The organism is Rathayibacter sp. SW19, from assembly GCF_030866825.1.
GTDB classification, from domain to species: domain Bacteria; phylum Actinomycetota; class Actinomycetes; order Actinomycetales; family Microbacteriaceae; genus Rathayibacter_A; species Rathayibacter_A soli.
Window position 1 is genome coordinate 1,845,673 of sequence record NZ_CP133020.1, and the last position, 18,127, is coordinate 1,863,799.

Below are 18,127 nucleotides of genomic sequence, written 5' to 3' on the forward strand. Positions count from 1 at the left end.
CTAGCCAGTGAATACCCCCAACCCTGTCCTTCCGACGACGACCAACCCGGTCATTCCGGATGCGGCAACTGCAGAATCCGTACGAGTCGAGACTGACTCTCTTGGGCCGCGAGAGATACCCGCAGAGGCATATTGGGGTGTGCACACCTCGCGCGCTGTGGAGAATTTTCCGATCGCCAAACGGCCGATCTCGGTGTATCCCGAGTTCATCGTCGCCTTTGCCAGTGTCAAGCAGGCCGCTGCCCGGGCGAATGCGAAGATCGGCGTGCTGGAGCAGCACAAGGCCGACCTGATCGATCAGGCGTGCCAGGAGATCATCGATGGCAAGCTGCATGATCAGTTCGTGGTCGGTGTGATTCAGGGAGGCGCCGGCACCTCGACAAATATGAACGTGAACGAGGTGATTGCCAACCGGGCGTTGGAGTTGGGCGGGCACGCCAAGGGTGAGTATCAATTCATGCATCCGATCGATGACGTGAACCGGTCTCAGAGCACGAATGACACCTATCCGACCGCGCTGAAGATCGCTCTGGCGTTCTCGTTGAATCGGATGCTGGAGCAGTTGTGGTTGTTGCATGACGCTTTTGTGCGCAAGTCCGTCGAGTTCGCGCACGTATTGAAGGTCGGGCGCACGCAGTTACAGGATGCGGTGCCGATGACCCTGGGGCAGGAGTTCCACGGGTTCGCCACGACGGTGGCAGAGGATCACGCCCGGTTGAAGGAGACCATCTGGCTGTTGTCGGAGATCAACCTCGGTGCGACGGCGATCGGCACTGGCATCACGGCCGACCCGAGCTATGCGGCCACGGTCGTCGATCAGTTGAATCAGATCACGGGTCTGAATTTGGAGACGGCCCCTGACCTGATCGAATCGACCAGTGACGCCGGCGCGTTCATGTCGTTCAGTGCTGCGCTGAAGCGCAGCGCGATCAAGCTGTCGAAGATCTGCAACGACCTGCGGTTGCTCTCCAGCGGGCCCCAGGCCGGTTTCGGGGAGATCAACCTGCCGGCGATGCAGGCCGGTTCCAGCATCATGCCGGGCAAGGTGAATCCGGTGATCCCGGAGGTCGTCAATCAGGTCGCGTTCTCCGTTGCGGGATCGGATGTGACGGTGACGATGGCGGCCGAGGCGGGCCAGTTGCAGTTGAACGCGTTCGAACCGGTCATCGCGCACTCGCTGCTGCAGTCGATCACCTGGATGTCGCAGTCGTTCATGACGTTGCGGGTGAACTGCATCGACGGCATCACCGCGAACGAGGAACGCCTGGAGACGATGGTGGGTTCCTCAGTCGGGGTGATCACGGCGTTGACTCCGTATATCGGTTACGTGGCCGCTGCCGCGCTGGCCAAGACCGCGTTGCTGACCAACCACAACGTCGCCGACCTCGTCGTGGAAGCGAAGTTGATGAGTCGCGAAGAAGTCACCAGGCTGCTCTCTCCCGCGCGGCTGAGCGGACTGGAGACAACCACGATGGCCATCCCCGTCATCGAGGTCGAAGCGGAGTAGCCGAGGGTCTCGGATCGGTCCCTGCCCTTCGAGACGTCCGCCCTTCGGCAAGCCCAGGGATCAGGGACCGGGCCTCCTCAGGAACCGCGAAGCGTCGGTCCCTGAGCGTAGCCGAAGGGCTCAGATCACGCGACAGAATGTGGTCAGGGAGCCGATCTTCTCAATGGTGACCGTAACGGTCGAACGATCGCGCAGGAATACCGGGGGAGTCCGGGAATATCCGGCACCTCCGGGGCTGCCCGTTGAGATCAGCGTGCCCGGCTGGAGAGTCGCCGTGCGCGAGAGGTAGGAGACGAGCTGAGCGACCGAGCGCACCATGTCGCCGGTTGAGGCATCCTGCAGCACACGCCCGTCGACATTCGTGGTGAGCCACAGATCTTGCGGGTCCCCGATCTCGTCTGCGGTGACAACGACTGGTCCCGTCGGCGTGAATCCGTCGAACGACTTGCACCGGGACCACTGAGCCTCCGAGAACTGCAGATCGCGCGCGGTCACGTCGTTGACGACGGTGTAGCCGAAGACATAGTCGAGGGCTTCACGTTCGCTCACGTCTTTGGCCGGTTTGCCGATGATCACACCGAGCTCCGCCTCGTAGTCCACTTGGGAGGTCAGATCTTCTCGCCAGGTGATGGTCGATTCGTGACCGGTCAGCGAACTGGGCCACAGTGCGAAAATGGTTGGCGCCTTCTCCACCTTCAGAGCCAACTCGGAGGCGTGTGCAGCATAGTTGGCGCCGACCGCGATAATCAACGGTGGACGCCGAATGGCGGATGCGTGACGCAACTCCCGTACGAGTGAAAACCGGGTGCCCGATGCGGCTGCCTCGTCCACGGATGCGCGCACGCGCGCCAAGGTCGCGTCCCCCGAGTCGAGCATTGCTTGGAGGTCGCACGGGGCATCCGCCATCACCTCGTCGAGAAAGATCGCACGATCGTCGATGACGGTCGCGAGCCGGGCCGGGGACTCAGCATCGACGCCGAGGTGCGCAAATCTCACTCCTTCAGGCTAGTCGCTGCATACCTGCCGATAGATTGGAACCGTGCCTATTGATGCCCGCGCGCAGGCAGACGACGCCTCGAGCGATTCTCGCTGGCGTACGAATGCGGCCGCCGCCGAGCGTTTGGACGCCCGGCTGGGAGATATCGATTGGTTCCGCTTGCCGGAGGGCGCCGTGCGCGGCTGGTTCGCCGCGCCGAGCGGGGAGCTGGCCATGTTCTCGCTCGGCGATCCGGGCAACCCGCGCGTCGTGCTCGCACCCGGTGTCACCGGTTCGAAGGAAGATTTCGTGCTGGTCGCGCCGTTGCTCGCTGAAGCGGGGTACTTCGTACAGAGTTTCGACCTCGCTGGTCAATACGAGTCGGCGGATGCCGGCCCCCGGCCGGGCGGGGGGCATTACGACTACGCGCTGTTCGTCGGTGACCTGATCGCGTTCCTCGAGAGCGGCGCGCCCGCGCACCTGCTCGGCTATTCCTTCGCCGGTGTCGTCGCAGAGTTGGTGCTCGCCGTGCGCCCCGAGTTGATTCGCAGTCTGACGCTGCTGACCACGCCACCATTGAGCGGAGAATCGTTCAGGGGAGTGCGCTGGATCGGACCGCTGAGCCGCTTCGTCGGAGGGCGCACGGCAGCCGGCCTGATGATCTGGGGCATCGTCACGAACAAGAACAAGGTCGGGCCGTCTCGCCTTGCATTCGTGCGTGCTCGATTTGCGTCCACAACGCGCTCCAGTGTGAACGACATCCTCTCCCTGATGATGCGCGTTCCGGACCTGCGCCCTGCACTGAGAGCAGCGGGGGTTCCGCTCTTGGTCGCAGCCGGAAGTCACGACCTGTGGCCCGAGCGATTGCATACCAAGTTCGCGGCTCAGATCGGAGCGCGGGTCGCCCTCTACGCGACAGGGCACAGCCCATGCGAGACCGCCCCGCACCAGCTGGCTGCCGACATGCTGCGATTGTTCGACGCCGCACCCTGAACCGGACTGGGCACCCTGAACCGGACTGGGCAGGATCGGAAGCGACCCGGCTCAGGCTGCCCCGGTCAGCCCGTCCTCGTCTGCCGCAAGCCGAGCGCGCTCGAGGCGACGATGCCACGGTGTCTGCTCCGGCCAATGCAATCGCAACGTCAGGTAGGCCCAGCCGAGTCGGCGTCCGAGCGTGCTCCAGGAGGCGAACGGGCGCGCTGAAATGCCCACACGCAGCGTGTCGTCGAGCCTCACGACGGCGTCCAGTGGCAGGTGCATACTCAGATCGAGGTCGTCATGCACGGTACGAAGGTCACTGTGAACTCGCCCGCGCACCTCCAGCCACACGTCCCGGCGCATGGCGAAGTTCGATCCGAACACCGGTGTATTTCCGAGCCACAGTGACATCGCCCAGAAGTACCCGCCGATGTACAGATTCTGGCCGAGCAGTGTGACGAAGCCGTTTCCGTCGTAGAAGTCGCCGGGCCCCGTGAGTACGCCGACGTCTGGGGAGTCCGTGAACTCGGCCTCGATGTGCAGCAGCCAGTCGATCGGCACTCTGGAGTCCGCGTCGATCCGAGCGATGATATCTCCGCGCGCCGCGTCGTAGCCGGCGGCGGCCGCCGGCCAGATCCCCGTTGTCGGCTGACTGATCACGACGGCTCCGGCCGCCGCTGCGATCGCAGCTGAGTCGTCGCTGCTGCCATTGTCCACGACGATCACCTCGTCCGCCGGCCGCATCTGGGCCGCCAGGCACGCAAGCGCCCGCTCAAGCATGGCCGCGTCGTTCAGAACAGGTATCACAACGGTGATCGAGCCCAACGTGCGCACCTCCCCGCAAGGCGGATGCGTATCGGACATCCGGGGTCGTGTTCGTACAAACGATCCTACGCGCGCGAGCGCGGCGGCGCTCGAAATCGACCTCGGCGGGCGCGCTAGGCTCGATGAGACCCCCAACTTCAGAAAGCACACGGTATGACTGAGCTTGATCCCGCAATTCAGCCGATCTTCGACGAGGTTCTTCGCCGCAACGCAGGAGAGGCCGAATTCCATCAGGCGACCCGTGAGGTATTCGAATCGCTTGGCCGCGTGATCGTGAAGCATCCCGTCTATGCGCAGGCGTCGATTCTGGAACGTCTCTGCGAACCCGAACGGCAAATCATCTTCCGCGTACCGTGGAGCGATGACGAAGGGCGCTTGCACATCAACCGCGGCTTCCGCGTGCAGTTCAACTCGGCGCTCGGCCCCTACAAGGGCGGCTTGCGCTTCCATCCGTCCGTGACGCTCGGCACCGTGAAGTTTCTCGGCTTCGAGCAGATCTTCAAAAATGCGCTGACGGGAATGCCGATCGGCGGCGGCAAAGGCGGAAGCGACTTCGATCCGAAGGGTCGGTCCGATGCGGAAGTGATGCGCTTCTGCCAGTCGTTCATGACAGAGCTGTATCGCCACATCGGCGAATACCGTGACGTTCCTGCAGGAGACATCGGCGTCGGCGGCCGCGAGATCGGCTATCTCTTCGGCCAATACAAGAGGATCACCAACCAGTACGAATCCGGCGTGCTGACGGGCAAAGGAGTGGGTTGGGGCGGCTCGCTCGTGCGCACGGAGGCGACCGGCTATGGCGCCGTCTACTTCACTGAGCAAATGCTTGCCACCCGCGGAGAGAGTTTCGACGGTGCCCGAGTTCTGGTCTCCGGGTCGGGCAACGTTGCGTTGTACGCGGTCGAAAAGGTGCATCAGCTGGGCGGAACCGTTGTCGCGGTCTCCGATTCATCGGGCGTCGTATACGACGCCTGCGGGGTCGACATCGAGTTACTCCACGACCTGAAAGATGTGCGACGCGGCCGGCTCAGCGAATACGCGAACGAACGTGGCAGCGCATCCGAATACCGAGCAGGCGGAAATATCTGGAGCATCGCATCCGAAACCCACATCGACGTGGCGCTGCCGTGCGCAACGCAGAACGAACTGCACGCGACCGATGCCGAAACCCTGGTCAAGGGAGGGGTTGTGGCGGTGGCGGAGGGCGCAAACATGCCATCGACGCCGGATGCCGTGCACGTCTTCGCCGATGCCGGCGTGCTGTTCGCGCCGGGCAAGGCTGCGAACGCAGGCGGTGTGGCCACCTCGGCTCTTGAGATGCAACAGAACGCGTCACGCGATTCCTGGTCGTTCGACTACGCGGAGAAGCGGCTGGCCGACATTGTGCGCGGTATTCACGAGTCCTGCGCAACGACCGCAGAAGAGTACGGCGAGCCAGGCAATTATGTTCTCGGCGCGAACATCGCAGGGTTCATCCGGGTTGCAGACGCCATGCTGGCTCAGGGGATCATCTAATCGTGTCCGAGTTTCTCTCCCGGTTGCGCGCCGAGCTCGGCGACGCCGTCAGCGTGCGGGCCGATGAGTTGGAGGCGATGCGCACCGATCGATCCGGCTGGCGTTCGGAGTTCAGCTCGATCGCGCTGGTGAATGCACGCGACACTGCTGACGTGCAGACGACGCTGCGGCTTGCGACCGAGTTCGGCGTGCCCGTCGTGACCCGAGGTGCGGGCACAGGCTTGGCCGGCGGGGCGAACAGTTCGAAGAACTCCGTCGTGCTCAGCGTGGCCGGCTTGAATAGCATTCTGTCGATCGAGCCGCACGATGAACTCGCCGTCGTTCAGCCGGGCGTGTTGAACGGTGACCTGAACGATGCGCTCGCCGAGTACGGCCTGTGGTTCGCGCCCGATCCCGCGAGCCGAGCAATCTCTTCGATCGGCGGCAACATCGCCACGAACGCGGGGGGACTGCTCTGTGCCAAGTACGGGGTGACCCGCGAGGCAGTGCTCGGCCTCACCGTCGTGCTGGCGGATGGTCGCATCCTGCACACGGGGCATCGCACCGTCAAGGGTGTCACCGGCTACGATCTGACCTCGCTATTTGTCGGGTCGGAGGGCACCCTCGGCGTCATCGTCGAAGCAACCGTGCGTACCCTGCCGATCCCACGGGGCGACACGATCACGATCGGCGCCGTTTTTCCGGATGTCGCATCCGCCGCCCGCGCATCCGCAGCGATCACGGCAACGCGGCTTCGGCCTGCCGTGATGGAGTTGCTGGATGCGCCATCGCTCGCCGTGATCCAGGCATACATCGGCGACGATGTCATGCGTGCAAGCATCGGCTCAACCGGCGACGGCAGCTACCTGCTGGTGCAGTTCGACGCCGGAGCGTGCGAGGCTGTCAGGGCGGAGGCGGTGCGTTGCATCGAGAATGCCGGGGGCCGAGCACGCACTTCGACGGATCCGGAAACGGGCGACCGGCTACTGGCGATTCGCCGGGCGTTTCACCCGTCGCTCGCCGCCCAGGGCCAGGTTCTGATTGAAGATGTCGCCGTTCCGCGATCGCGTCTACCGGAGATGTTCAGCGCGATCCAGGAGATCTCGAACCGCTACGGGATCTCCATTCCGACGGTCGCCCACGCCGGCGACGGTAATCTGCACCCCAACTTCGTGTTCCAGGGTGAGCAGGTTCCCGCGTTCGTGTGGGACGCTGCCGGTGAACTGTTCGCCGCCGCCCTGAAACTCGGTGGCACGTTGACCGGGGAGCACGGCGTCGGCGTGTTGAAAAGGCGTTGGCTGCGTGAGGAACTGGGCGATGATTCGTATCAGTTGCAACGACAGTTGAAGGCCATGTTCGATCCGGCAGACATCTTGAATCCCGGAGTCATGTTCGAGGAATGATCCGGCGTCCTCTAACGTGAGTTCATGACTTTCAGTTCGGGGGATGGGTCATCCGACCACTGGAGGCCTCCCGCGCACGCCACGCCGCCGGCCGCAGGACAACCGGCCGCACCGCTCTGGCATCCGGCGACGCGGCCGGAACCAATCGCGCCGAGCGTTCTCCTCGTCGTGTTTACGGTTGTCGGACTCAGCGCGCTGGCGCTCGTTCTACTGATCGTGCTGGTCTATCTGTCGGTGGCGCTCGGCGCGGCGGCCGTGATCGGCTGTGGCATTCTGGCGTTGATTCCGCTCGCGTTGGTCGTGCTGGCGACTCGCTGGATCGACCGCTGGGAACCGGAACCGAGCGCTGCCCAGTGGTTCGCCTTGCTGTGGGGTGCTGGGGCCGCCGTGGCGATCGCGTTGCTCGTCGACCTGGGTTCGCAGGTCTTCCAGTATCTGCAAGGAGCACCGCCGCCGAGTGACTTCTTCCAAGCAGTCGTGCAAGCGCCGTTGGTCGAGGAGAGCGCAAAAGGCCTCGGCGTCTTCATCCTTTTCCTGGTCTTGAAACGCACCTTCGACGGCCCGGTCGACGGCGTCGTCTACGCTGCGTTGACCGCAGGAGGCTTCGCATTTGTCGAGAACATCATCTATTTCGGGTCTGCGTTGGCGGACGGCGGCGGGGGAGAGCTGGCAGGCACATTTTTTCTGCGCGGGCTGATGTCGCCTTTCGCGCACGTGATGTTCACCTCGTGCACCGGCTTGGCGTTGGGTATCGCCGCGCTCAAGCCGGGGGTTCTGCGCACCGCGATCGCGCTCGTGCTCGGATTGCTCACCGCGGTGCTCCTGCATGCTTTGTGGAACAGCGCGGCCTACCTTGCAGCAGATTTCATCGGCTACTACGTGCTCGTGCAAATGCCGATGTTCGCTCTCGCCATCGTGCTCGTGCTGTGGCTTCGGCGGCGCGAGGCGCGGCTGATTCGGCGACGACTGCTCGAATACGCGAATGCGGGCTGGCTCACCGGCCACGACGTGACCATGTTGGGCACGGCAACCGGGCGCAGGGGTGCACGGGCCTGGGCGAAATCTCGGCAACCGTCTGCGTCTGCGCTGATGAAGCGCTTTATTCAGGACGCGACACGACTGGCGTACACCCGCCAGCGGATCGTCAGTGGCCGGGATCGGCGGGGAGCGCTCAAGGATGAAAAACTGCTGCTGGCCGCGGTAGTCGCCGATCGCAACGAGATCATCGCACTGCGCTGACGTTCCGCACGATCGGTCGACGGGCCTGGACTGCGCCGTTAACAGACTGCGCCGTTAACAGACTGCGCCGTTAACAGACTGCGCCGTTAACAGACTGCGCCGTTAACAGACTGCGCCGTTAACAGACTGCGCCGTTAACAGACTGCGCCGTTAACAGACTGCGCCGTTAACAGACTCATCGTCCGGCGGTGCGGCGATGCCTGCAACTCTCCCGGACGACAAGTTGATCATTGATCGATGATCCTGATCTGACTACTAGAGTGCCTCTGTTGCAGGCAAAGCGCAAGGGCAACTCGAAGATCGGTTTTGGTCATGAGTTTGCGGCAGTGCCGCCGCGCGGCAGCCGTTTTGACGTGCGCCCGCTCGACGCGGTTGGATGGTCTCATGACCGTTGACCTGAATTCCAAGCCTGAGATCGATGCGCCGGAGGGCCCGGCATCCGGCCTGCTCGAGATCGACGACATCGTTGTCGGGGAGGGCGGAGAGGCTGTTCCGGGCGGCACGGTCACCGTGCACTACGTCGGTGTCGAGTACGAGTCGGGGGAGGAGTTTGACGCGTCGTGGAATCGTGGCACCCCGTCCACGTTTCCGTTGCTCGGCCTGATCGATGGCTGGCGCGAGGGCATTCCGGGCATGAAGGTCGGCGGTCGCCGCAAGCTGGTCGTGCCTCCGCGGATGGCATACGGCGAGACGACGGCGGTCGGACACCCGTTACAGGGCAAGACATTGATTTTCGTCATCGACCTGCTGGGTGTTGCCGAGACACCAGCCTGAAGCGCGCCGCCTCGTCGCATCCAGCTGCTACGGAGTCGGGGCGATCGCGTCATAGTTGCGGAACGTGTGCGAGCCTCGCATCAGTAGCCCGACGGCAACGATAATTACGAGCCCGCCGAGCAGCGGCGGCCACCACAGCGCTGCGATCGTGGTGAGCACGCCTGCATACAGATCACCGATTCGCGGGCCACCGGTGACAACCACCGTGTAGACGCCTTGGATGCGGCCACGCATCGCGTCCGGGGCCGCGGATTGCAGAATCGTCATGCGGAAAATTGCGCTGACGTTGTCTGCAGCGCCGGCGCAGACCAGAACGACCGATGCGATGATCAAAGCGGGGATGTTCGCGCCGGAGATCGATGCGGAGACCGGGCCGAACCATCCGGTCGCCATCGCGGCGAGTACGAGGCCGAACGCTGCGATGCAGACGCCGTACGTGACGATCGCCTTGCCGACCGCGCGTCCCTGGTAGCGCACGCGGCCGAGCGGCCCGGAGACGATGCTGCTGAGCAGCGCGCCGACGGCGTAGGCCGCCGTCAGGATTCCGACGGTGACGGCGCCACCGCCGAGCAGCATGACGCCGACAGCAGGAAACAGCACGCGCGGCTGGCCGAACGTCATGGCAATGATGTCGACGATGAACGACATGCGAATGTTCGGTGCTCGCCGGAGAAAGCGCACCCCCTCCATCAGTGAACGGAATCCTGGCTTCTGAGCGCCGGCCGCCGGCACGATCTTCGGCAGAGTTGCGATGCCGAGGAACGCGAACACGAATAGCACGACGTCGACGCTGTAGGTCCAACCGAACCCGACGGCGGCGACGAGCACGCCCGCAAGCGCCGGCCCAACGGTGACCATCACCCCCGTGCTGATGCCGGCAAGGGCGGATGCGGCCGGCAACAGTCGAGCGGGGAGCAGGCGCGGCAGTATGGCCATCCGCGTGCTGCTGATCACAGTCGCAGCGACAGCGTTGAGCGTCGTCAGCAGGTAGAGCGGCCAGACGATGTCGATCTGGAGCCAGGCCAGAATTGAAATCGCCGCCGTCGACGTCCACGCGACGATTGCCGAGATGAGCGCGATCTTTCTTCGGTCGAAGACATCGGCGAGCATGCCGCCGTAGATGCCGAACACGACCATGGGCACGAGCGCGAACAACGCGACCAGCGACACCGCGAGAGTGGACGCGGTGATGTCGTAGATCTGTAACCCGATTGCCACGATCGTCATCTGACTGCCGATACCGGAGATCGCCCCACCCAGCCAGAGCCGCGCGAACGGTGGGCTTTCTTTGAGCGGGGCCAGGTCGGCGAACAAGCTTCCACGCGTACGGGTTCGCGTCGTCTTGTCAGTTTCGGTCGGTTCCTTCACGGCATACCGAAGCTACACCCCGTCTGAGCGCTCTCGTGCGTCGGCGTCCTAAGCTGGCTCAGTGAGCAAGAGCGAGCCAGGCGCGGTCGCGATGAGCCGCGAAGAACCGGTGATTGACACAGAATACGGCCGCGTGCGCGGGCTGACGCGCGGGGGAAACTCTTCGTTCAAGGGCATTCCGTATGCGGCGGCGCCGATTGGTCCGCTGCGCTGGCGTGCACCCCGGCCGCCCGAAGCCTGGGATGGTGAGTTGGGTGCGTCGGAGTTCGGTGCCATCGCCCCGCAACCGGGGCTGGCGTCCGCACCGAAACCAGCGCCTGTTGGGCTGATGAACCGTCTGCCGGCCGCGAGCGAGGACTGTCTCACCATTAACGTCTTCACGCCGGCGCTCGGTGGCGCCGGGCTACCGGTGATGGTCTGGATCCACGGCGGCGCGTACTACATCGGGTCTTCTGCTGACCCTCTCTTCGACGGGTCGGGCCTCGCCAGCCATGGCAACGTCGTTGTTGTCACGTTTAACTATCGCCTCGGCGCGCTCGGCTTTCTCGATTTCAGCGGATTCAGCGGTGCGAGCGAATCGTTCGACAGCAACATCGGGCTTCGCGATCAGTTGGCCGCCTTGGCCTGGGTGCAGCGCAACATCGGCGCATTCGGCGGCGATCCGGACCTCGTGACGGTGTTCGGAGAATCGGCCGGCGCCGGGGCGATCACCACTCTCATGGCATCACCGAGCGCCACAGGGCTGTTCCGCGCGGCGATCGCGGAAAGCTCGCCGGTGGGCAGTGTCTATTCGCAAGAGCGCGCGCACCGGTTCGCCGCCCGATTTCTCGAGCTTGTCGACGTGCCCGAGCACGAGATCGACCGGTTGCGCCTGGTGCCGGTGGACCAGCTGACGCGCGCGTGCGAGCGGTTGGTGCGGAACAATCCCGGAATCGATCCGGGCACGATCGCGGTGGCGCCGGTCGTCGACGGCGAGTTGGTGCCGGAATACCCCCTGACCGCTTTCGAGGAAGGCAGGGCGCTGCCGATCCCGTTGATCATCGGCACCAACCGCAATGAGGCGCTGCTGTTCAAACTGCTGCGTTCGCCGATTCTGCCGACCAGCGTTGCCGACATCGAAGCCATGGTGGCGAATCTCGGAATCGCCGAAGCGTGGATGATCCCCCCGGCGTACGACGGCTATCCGAGCCGCGCGAGCGCTTTGCACATTTCAACGGATGCGGCCTTCCGCATGCCCACCATCTGGGCGGCGACCGCTCACAGCAGCTATGCACCGACCTGGTTGTACGAATTCGACTATGTTCGCCCCCTGGTCAAGGCGATCGGCTTCGGTGCGATGCACGGGGCGGAGTTGCCCTATGTCTGGGGCAATCCGGTCGGGTTGCCGTTGGCGGTTGTGCCGCTCGGCGGGGCCAGGACAGCGGCGGTTGTCGCCGCTCGCATGCAGACGCGCTGGCTGAGCTTCGCACGCACGCTCAACCCGAATCCGACCGACTCGACGACCGATGCGCTCGCCGTCGCAGGTTCTGTGTCGAGCGCGCCTCCGGCTCTGCAGAGCTGGCCGAGTTATGACGCTGTTCAGCGCAACACCCTCGTGATCGACAAGGTTGACCGCATCATTCGGGATCCGCGCCGCAAGCGCCGGCTCGCCTGGGGTGATGAAGTCATCTCGTTTCAATAGGGACCACCGGAGCACACGCGGTTATCGCGCGACTTCCTGGTGCACCTTACAGTGCAGCGGTGGCAGGCGCTGTGCGCGCGGCGTAGCGTGGATGGATGCGCGACATCCGACCGGAACGCGTTGCACGTCCACAGCGTGAGAGGAACCACGATGCCGACCGTCACTCGATTCCCCCAAGGAACGCCCATCTGGGTCGACCTGCAGAGCATTGATTCCGCTGCTGCAGCGGAGTTCTATGCTGCTTTGCTGGGCTGGGAGGTGCACGAGCCGGCGCAGTCCGGAGGCTATCGGCTCGCTTACCGCGGCGGGATCGCGGTCTGTGCGATCGGTTTGCTGCCGCAAACGCTTGCTGAGAAGGGCGCCGTTCCGTTCTGGACGACGTATCTCGCCGTTGACGATGCGGATGCCGCGACCAATGCGGTCGGCGAGACAGGCGGAACTGTGTTGTTGCCGCCCGGCGATCTCGGCAACGGGGTGCGGTTGTCGATCGTTACGGATCCCAGCGGTGCGGTCATCGGCCTGTGGCAGGGCACCGGGTACCCCGGGTCATGGTTGCGAGACGAGGAGGGGGCTGTCGGCTGGTTTGAGCTGCTGGCCGAGCATGCGGAGGAATCGCTGCCGTTTTATGAGAGCGTTCTGGGCGTATCCGTTTCGCGGATGGGATCCGACGCGGCGGAGTCTGTTGATGAGCTCGCGGAGGATGCCGATGCGGAAGCGGAGGATGCGGAGGCGGAGGCGCTGAGCGATTCGGACGATTCTGCGGAAGAGCTCGGGTATCCGATGCTCGACGTGGGAGGCGTCACGATCGCCGGAGTCGGTGCATCGGATGTTGTCGGCCTTCCACCGCATTGGCGCGTGTATTTCGAAGTCGCAAATCTTGCCGATCGCATTGAGCAGGTGCGCGAGCTGGGTGGCGCTGTGCTCGCGGAAGTCGCCTCAGCGGACGGCGTTGGATCGTGGGCCGCAGTTGCTGACCCGCAAGGCGCGGTGTTCTCGCTGATTCAGCCCGCAGCCGGGGAGTCCGAAGTTGACGGTACTCTTCCCGAGACGGAAGACGCCGAGCTGGCCGTCGCATGAACCGCCGCAGAGGAATGTCGCGGATTATGGCGCGGCCAGAGCCGATTAGAAGTTCGTTCGAGTAGTCTCGCACCGTGTTCACGCCAACCCAGTTGCAGAACGATCCACTCTTGACCGGTGACGATGAGATCATCGCCGATCTCGGCCGGACGATGCGCTGGGCCGCGCTTGGCTACGGGTTCGTCGGTGTGATCGCGGCGTGGTTCGTGGCGGCAGCCATTGGTCTAGGTCGGGCTATCGCCACGCCTTACGGCTGGGCTGCAGGGCTGACACTCGTGATCATCGTCGTGACCGTCTGGTATTTCACAACGGTGGATCGCATCTATCGAAGCACGCAAGCGTATACAGATTCTCGAACACAACGTCGTCTCGCTGCCCTCGACAAAGAGGCGGTGGTCGGGCTGCGTGGTGAACTCGGCAAATGGATCGGCGGTGCGATCGGTGCCCTTGTCGTTGTGACGTTCGTGGCTGCTGTCGTGGTGACGGCATCTAGGCCGATCAGTCTCGCCTGGCCATGGTTCTTTGTCGGGATTTCGCTCCTGCTCGCGTATGCGTACGGATTCTTCGCGCTGCACATGCACCTGATCGAGCGGGCTCGCGACGCTGCAGCGTCCGCCTCAGCTTTGGCCGAATAGCCCGCGACAGCCACCCCGGGCGCGCTCTGTTAGACTCTTGAGGTTGCCGTAGAACGGCCGCGGATAAAGAGAGCCCAGGCATCCCGCCCCGGGCACCGCGCAATGAGAGAAAAGGGGATCACATTTATGGCACTTGATGCAGATGTCAAGAAGGCGATCATCGAAGAGTACGCGACCCACCCCGGTGACACCGGATCCCCCGAAGTTCAGGTAGCAATCCTGACCAAGCGGATCAAGGATCTCACCGAGCACCTCAAGGAGCACAAGCACGACCACCACTCACGTCGTGGCCTGCTTCTGCTGGTCGGCCAGCGTCGCCGCCTGCTGGGTTACCTGCAGGAAATCGACATCAGCCGTTACCGCTCGTTGATCGAGCGCCTCGGCCTCCGTCGATAGAAGTCTCTGCGGTCCCTGAGCTTGTCGAAGGGCGGTCCCTGGTGAGAACAGGGTCTCGCTGACAACGCGAACTTCTTGCAATCGGGCCGTCACCTCAAGGTGGCGGCCCGATGTGCGTCCTCCGTGGACCGCCCGGTTGGAATACGCGCGGGTGCCGGACGGTTCCACGGCATGATGACTACTGTGACGAATACCACCGACGACGCTGCAACCAACAAAGCCCGACTAAGCCTGTCGGTGCTCGATCTGATCCCGGTGCGGGTAGGGCAGAGTTCGGCGGATGCCATCGCCGCGACCGTCGAGCTTGCGCAGCGCGCCGACGAACTCGGTTATCGACGCTACTGGGTGGCCGAACATCACAACATGCCTTCAGTCGCGTCGACGAACCCGCCTGTGCTGATCGGCATCATCGCGGGGGCAACCGAGCGGATCCGCGTCGGCGCAGGCGGGGTTATGCTTCCCAACCACTCGCCATTGGTCATCGCCGAGCAATTCGGCATTCTCGAGGCCGCATTCCCCGGCCGCATCGACCTCGGCCTCGGCCGGGCCCCGGGCAGCGACCCGGTGATCACAGCGTTGTTGAGGTCCAGCGGAGCCGTCAGTGATGTGGATGCGTTCGCCCAGAACATCGCGGACATCGCCGCACTCCTAAATCCTGCAGGCGCAGTTCTCGGATTGCAGAATGGGCAGCGCTACGAACTCAGCGCCACGCCGGTCGCTCACTCTGTTCCAGAGGTGTGGCTGCTGGGTTCCAGCGGCTATTCAGCGAACCTCGCCGCACATGAGGGGATGCGCTACGTCTTCGCGAATCACTTCTCCGGAGACAGCACCACGGAGGCCCTCGAGCTCTATCGGCGCGACTTCACGGCGTCCGAGACGGTTGCGCAGCCGACCACTTTCCTCACCCTGAACGTGTCCGTGGCAGAGACCGCCGACGAGGCCCGTGCCCTTGCTCTGCCGCAAATGCAGCAGATGGCGAAGCTGCGCACCGGGGCTGCATTGACACAGTTGCCTTCGGTCGAACAAGCAGCAGCGACAACTCCGACTCCGGCCCAATCCGATCTGATCGAGCGGATGTCCGCGAGCTGGATCATCGACAATCCAGCCAACGCGGCACGCCGCATCCGCGCGCTTGCCTCGCAGTTCGGTGTCGACGAGGTCATGCTGCATCTGGTGGCGTCTGCACACGAGGATGAAGCTGTGGCGTCTTCGCCGGCACGGCTGCGTGCCGTCGAACTGCTGGCAGCCGAAGTGCTGGGTTAGAGCCCAGCACTTCGGCGGCCATCAGTTGTTCACGCGGGGTTGATGATGCGACCCCAGGTGGACTTGTTGCCCCAGATGTTCTGGCGCAGGCCTTCCAATTGCAGGATCTGGCTGTGGTCGACGAACAGGTTGACCTCGTTGCCGTAGTTCTTGATGTACCACTCGTAGACGGGCGGGTCCGCAGACTCGAACATCACGTGCTCGAGGCCGACCCCATTGATGATCTCCGCAACCGGCCGGGTGTTCCACTCGACCACATTCTCGGTGATGCCTTCCGATTCGATCATGATGATGTCCGCGCCCGCTTCGAGGGCTTTGTTCGCCCGCGCGATCAGATCGCCGACGTCCTTCTTGCCCTCAGCGGCGAGTTCCGCCTCGCCGGAGTCTCCACCCGAGCCGAACTGGATGCCGAGTTCTGGCTTCGCCTTCAGCCCCGCCTTCTTGACGCGCTCGATCAACCGCAACAACCCCGAGGTTGGAACCGAGATGAACCCGGCCGAGATTTCGATCACGTCGAAGCCGACCTCCTTGGCCTCCTTCAGATACGCGTCGACGGCATCCGGACCGTAGCGAAGCACGGTTTCCAGCCATCCACCGGATGAGATGTACGCCTCATGTTGGTGTGCGAGGTCGCTGAACGCACGCACCTGCTCGCGAGGGAGGAGGGCGAACGATCCACCGGCCCACTTGACGCCGTCGACCCATTGGCCGGCCACGTCGAGCACATCGGCGAGGTGCCGCGTTCCATACGTCGAGTAGTACGGGCCGCGCACTTCGGTGAGCCCGACCGTGCGCGGCTTCGCCGGGCGGTAGGCGCGCGGGACGAAGTTGAACGCGACGTCGTGCGAGGTGGCGTTGCGGTTCGTCGCGGCGCCGTCGTCATGATCGTGATCGGATGTTGCGCTCCGGGTGGGAGCATCGGTGATGGTCATGGTGTGACCTTTCTTGTTTTGGTTTTGTGACGCACGGATCAGGCCGTACGGGTGCGGCTCACCTGGGCGAGCAGTGCGGTCAGAGCGCTGACGGGTTCGTGTTCGAGGTTCTGGATGGTCGCCGCGAGCTGGTCGCGGAGCGCAACCGTCGTGAACGGCAGCGCCACTGCATCGAACTTGCGGCGCGCGACAGCCCAGCTCATCGGGTTCGTGTGGAATCCCTCATACGAGTTCTGCTCAGATCGGAAGACCGCTCCGTCGTCCAGTGTGACTTCGAGGTCGGCGGGCATTTCGGCGGGGAAGCGAGCCGAGAAATCGTCGTCTGGCACGATCGTCACCGTGTGGAGCAGGCGCTGCACGTCGCCGGCGACGATCCTCTCCTGCGTGAATTGGGCCGGGCTGAGTTCGCCGTCGACGAGAGCGGCAGCAAGCAAGTAGGGGAGCGAATGATCAGCTTCCTCCTTGGTGCGCACCGTGCGCTTGTCGCCCTCTTCACCTCCGCCGATGATCGAGTACGCAACTGCGAATGTGCGCAGGTGAATCGAACGGATGCGTGCGGCATCGAACCCCGTTTGAGAACGGATGTCGATGGCGGCGTCGAGCGCGGACTGAGAGTGGATCTCGGCGTTGTGCCGCTTCACGATGGTCATCCGCACACGCTCGAGGTCCTCGGCGGACCAGTCGATCTCGAACGGTCCGGCGATGGACTGCATGAACCCCTTGTTGCCTTCGAAGACCAATTCCGGTCCGGTGATGCCGCGCGAGGCCAACAGTGCCGCGAAGGTACCCTCCTTTGCCGTATTCGGGTATGCGAGACCCTTCCAGTTGCTGAGCGAGCCCGTGCGTGTGACGCGCAGCGCGTTGTTCGCGGTGCCGGATATGGCGATCGCGTTCGCGATCTGGTCGGTCGGCAGCCGCAGTGCCTTGGCCACAGCCGCAGCGGACGCGTACGCACCCTGCACGGTGTGGTCGAATCCTTTTGCGCGCACCGGCGCGACGTCGCTGAGCCTCGCCTGCACTTGATACGCGACTGCCAGCGCTGTGAGAAACTCCGCGCCCGTGCCGCCGACGGACTCGCTCGCCGCAAGTACAGCACCGAGATTGTCGGAGGGGTGACACGTTTCGCCCGGCGCGAGGTAGGCATCCATGAAGTCGAGGTAGCGGCTGAGCGCAACGTTCACGAACGCTGCGCGATCGATCGACGCGCGCCCGCCACCGATCATCGTGGCTGTGGGCGTGCCGCCGAGGTCATCGACGAGCGCGCGGATGGCAACGATCGGCGGGGCGTCAAGCGCTCCGATCGCCACGCCGATCGTGTCGAGCACGCGAATCTTGAGTTGCTGCAGTGCATCCGCGCTCAAATCATCGAATGCGGCGTTGTCGACAAATTGGGCGAGTTGGCGTACCTGTGGCAAGGGGGGCACCCCTGTCACCGAGTCGACCCGGGGAACTTCGGATTCTGCTTGGCGGACATCGGTCATGATCAGCTCGGCTCCGTAGGCAATCGAGCCCCAGTGGAGGCTCATTAGGGTTGCCTAACCTCACTTCTCACTCTGCCACAAAGTATCTTGATGTCAAG

16 protein-coding genes are annotated in these 18,127 nt (G+C 63.9%); 11 read left to right on the forward strand and 5 right to left on the reverse strand.

Annotation, left to right across the window (positions count from 1 at the left end):
• The first annotated feature begins 52 nt into the window (after positions 1-52).
• On the forward strand, positions 53-1,507 hold the full coding sequence (locus QU604_RS08365) for an aspartate ammonia-lyase (protein ID WP_308468877.1): 1,455 nt from the start codon (positions 53-55) through the stop codon (positions 1,505-1,507).
• Positions 1,508-1,627: 120 nt separating this feature from the next.
• Here the strand turns inward: QU604_RS08365 and QU604_RS08370 are convergent, their stop codons facing one another.
• Positions 1,628-2,503, reverse strand: coding sequence for a fumarylacetoacetate hydrolase family protein (locus tag QU604_RS08370; RefSeq protein ID WP_308468349.1), 876 nt, complete (start codon positions 2,501-2,503; stop codon positions 1,628-1,630).
• A gap of 43 nt (positions 2,504-2,546) precedes the next feature.
• Between QU604_RS08370 and QU604_RS08375 the strand changes: the two genes are divergently transcribed.
• Complete coding sequence (locus QU604_RS08375; protein WP_308468350.1) at positions 2,547-3,476, forward strand: alpha/beta fold hydrolase; 930 nt, start codon at positions 2,547-2,549, stop codon at positions 3,474-3,476.
• A 51-nt stretch (positions 3,477-3,527) separates the two neighbouring features.
• On the opposite strand, the gene QU604_RS08380 is transcribed toward QU604_RS08375, so the two are convergent.
• On the reverse strand, positions 3,528-4,325 hold the full coding sequence (locus tag QU604_RS08380; protein WP_308468351.1) for a glycosyltransferase family 2 protein: 798 nt from the start codon (positions 4,323-4,325) through the stop codon (positions 3,528-3,530).
• 114 nt (positions 4,326-4,439) lie between these two features.
• On the opposite strand from QU604_RS08380, the gene gdhA reads away from it, so the two are divergent.
• The 4 genes from gdhA (at position 4,440) to QU604_RS08400 (ending at position 9,196) form a co-directional block, all read left to right on the forward strand.
• Positions 4,440-5,801: an NADP-specific glutamate dehydrogenase gene (gdhA, locus tag QU604_RS08385; RefSeq protein WP_308468352.1), complete on the forward strand. Its 1,362-nt coding sequence runs from the start codon at positions 4,440-4,442 to the stop codon at positions 5,799-5,801.
• Between the two features lie 2 nt (positions 5,802-5,803).
• The gene (locus tag QU604_RS08390; RefSeq protein WP_308468353.1) at positions 5,804-7,183 is read left to right on the forward strand and encodes an FAD-binding oxidoreductase; all 1,380 of its coding nucleotides are present in this window, start codon (positions 5,804-5,806) and stop codon (positions 7,181-7,183) included.
• Between the two features lie 24 nt (positions 7,184-7,207).
• Positions 7,208-8,422 carry a PrsW family intramembrane metalloprotease gene (locus QU604_RS08395; RefSeq protein ID WP_308468354.1) on the forward strand — a complete coding sequence of 405 codons (1,215 nt, stop codon included), beginning with the start codon at positions 7,208-7,210 and terminating at the stop codon, positions 8,420-8,422.
• Positions 8,423-8,806: 384 nt separating this feature from the next.
• Complete coding sequence (locus QU604_RS08400; RefSeq protein ID WP_308468355.1) at positions 8,807-9,196, forward strand: FKBP-type peptidyl-prolyl cis-trans isomerase; 390 nt, start codon at positions 8,807-8,809, stop codon at positions 9,194-9,196.
• Between the two features lie 27 nt (positions 9,197-9,223).
• Here the strand turns inward: QU604_RS08400 and QU604_RS08405 are convergent, their stop codons facing one another.
• The gene (locus tag QU604_RS08405; protein ID WP_308468357.1) at positions 9,224-10,564 is read right to left on the reverse strand and encodes an MFS transporter; all 1,341 of its coding nucleotides are present in this window, start codon (positions 10,562-10,564) and stop codon (positions 9,224-9,226) included.
• A gap of 61 nt (positions 10,565-10,625) precedes the next feature.
• Here QU604_RS08405 and QU604_RS08410 point away from each other — a divergent pair, with 61 nt between their 5' ends.
• From QU604_RS08410 to QU604_RS08430, 5 genes are all read left to right on the forward strand, one after another.
• Entirely contained in the window at positions 10,626-12,245 is a 1,620-nt protein-coding gene (locus tag QU604_RS08410; protein WP_308468358.1) for a carboxylesterase/lipase family protein, read from the forward strand.
• A 150-nt stretch (positions 12,246-12,395) separates the two neighbouring features.
• Positions 12,396-13,322 (forward strand): VOC family protein, encoded by a 927-nt coding sequence (locus QU604_RS08415; protein WP_308468359.1) that lies wholly within the window; start codon positions 12,396-12,398, stop codon positions 13,320-13,322.
• Positions 13,323-13,396: 74 nt separating this feature from the next.
• The gene (locus QU604_RS08420; protein WP_308468360.1) at positions 13,397-13,957 is read left to right on the forward strand and encodes a hypothetical protein; all 561 of its coding nucleotides are present in this window, start codon (positions 13,397-13,399) and stop codon (positions 13,955-13,957) included.
• A 126-nt stretch (positions 13,958-14,083) separates the two neighbouring features.
• Positions 14,084-14,353: a 30S ribosomal protein S15 gene (gene rpsO, locus QU604_RS08425; RefSeq protein WP_022901720.1), complete on the forward strand. Its 270-nt coding sequence runs from the start codon at positions 14,084-14,086 to the stop codon at positions 14,351-14,353.
• 171 nt (positions 14,354-14,524) lie between these two features.
• Positions 14,525-15,616 (forward strand): LLM class flavin-dependent oxidoreductase, encoded by a 1,092-nt coding sequence (locus QU604_RS08430; RefSeq protein ID WP_308468361.1) that lies wholly within the window; start codon positions 14,525-14,527, stop codon positions 15,614-15,616.
• Positions 15,617-15,645: 29 nt separating this feature from the next.
• Here QU604_RS08430 and QU604_RS08435 read toward each other — a convergent pair whose 3' ends face one another.
• Both QU604_RS08435 and QU604_RS08440 read right to left on the reverse strand, forming a co-directional pair.
• Positions 15,646-16,548 carry a phosphosulfolactate synthase gene (locus QU604_RS08435; protein WP_308468362.1) on the reverse strand — a complete coding sequence of 301 codons (903 nt, stop codon included), beginning with the start codon at positions 16,546-16,548 and terminating at the stop codon, positions 15,646-15,648.
• A 38-nt stretch (positions 16,549-16,586) separates the two neighbouring features.
• Positions 16,587-18,074, reverse strand: a complete 1,488-nt coding sequence (locus QU604_RS08440; protein WP_308468363.1) for an MmgE/PrpD family protein — start codon at positions 18,072-18,074, stop codon at positions 16,587-16,589.
• Between the last annotated feature and the right edge of the window lie 53 nt (positions 18,075-18,127).

Excerpts from the sequence above, each read along its gene's own strand:
- QU604_RS08380 (WP_308468351.1), bottom strand. The coding sequence starts at position 4,325 with ATGTCCGATACGCATCCGCCTTGCGGGGAGGTGCGCACGTTGGGCTCG.
- QU604_RS08435 (WP_308468362.1), bottom strand. The coding sequence starts at position 16,548 with ATGACCATCACCGATGCTCCCACCCGGAGCGCAACATCCGATCACGAT.
- QU604_RS08400 (WP_308468355.1), top strand. The coding sequence starts at position 8,807 with ATGACCGTTGACCTGAATTCCAAGCCTGAGATCGATGCGCCGGAGGGC.
- gdhA (WP_308468352.1), top strand. The coding sequence starts at position 4,440 with ATGACTGAGCTTGATCCCGCAATTCAGCCGATCTTCGACGAGGTTCTT.
- QU604_RS08415 (WP_308468359.1), top strand. The coding sequence starts at position 12,396 with ATGCCGACCGTCACTCGATTCCCCCAAGGAACGCCCATCTGGGTCGAC.
- QU604_RS08440 (WP_308468363.1), bottom strand. The coding sequence starts at position 18,074 with ATGAGCCTCCACTGGGGCTCGATTGCCTACGGAGCCGAGCTGATCATG.
- QU604_RS08430 (WP_308468361.1), top strand. The coding sequence starts at position 14,525 with ATGATGACTACTGTGACGAATACCACCGACGACGCTGCAACCAACAAA.
- QU604_RS08395 (WP_308468354.1), top strand. The coding sequence starts at position 7,208 with ATGACTTTCAGTTCGGGGGATGGGTCATCCGACCACTGGAGGCCTCCC.
- rpsO (WP_022901720.1), top strand. The coding sequence starts at position 14,084 with ATGGCACTTGATGCAGATGTCAAGAAGGCGATCATCGAAGAGTACGCG.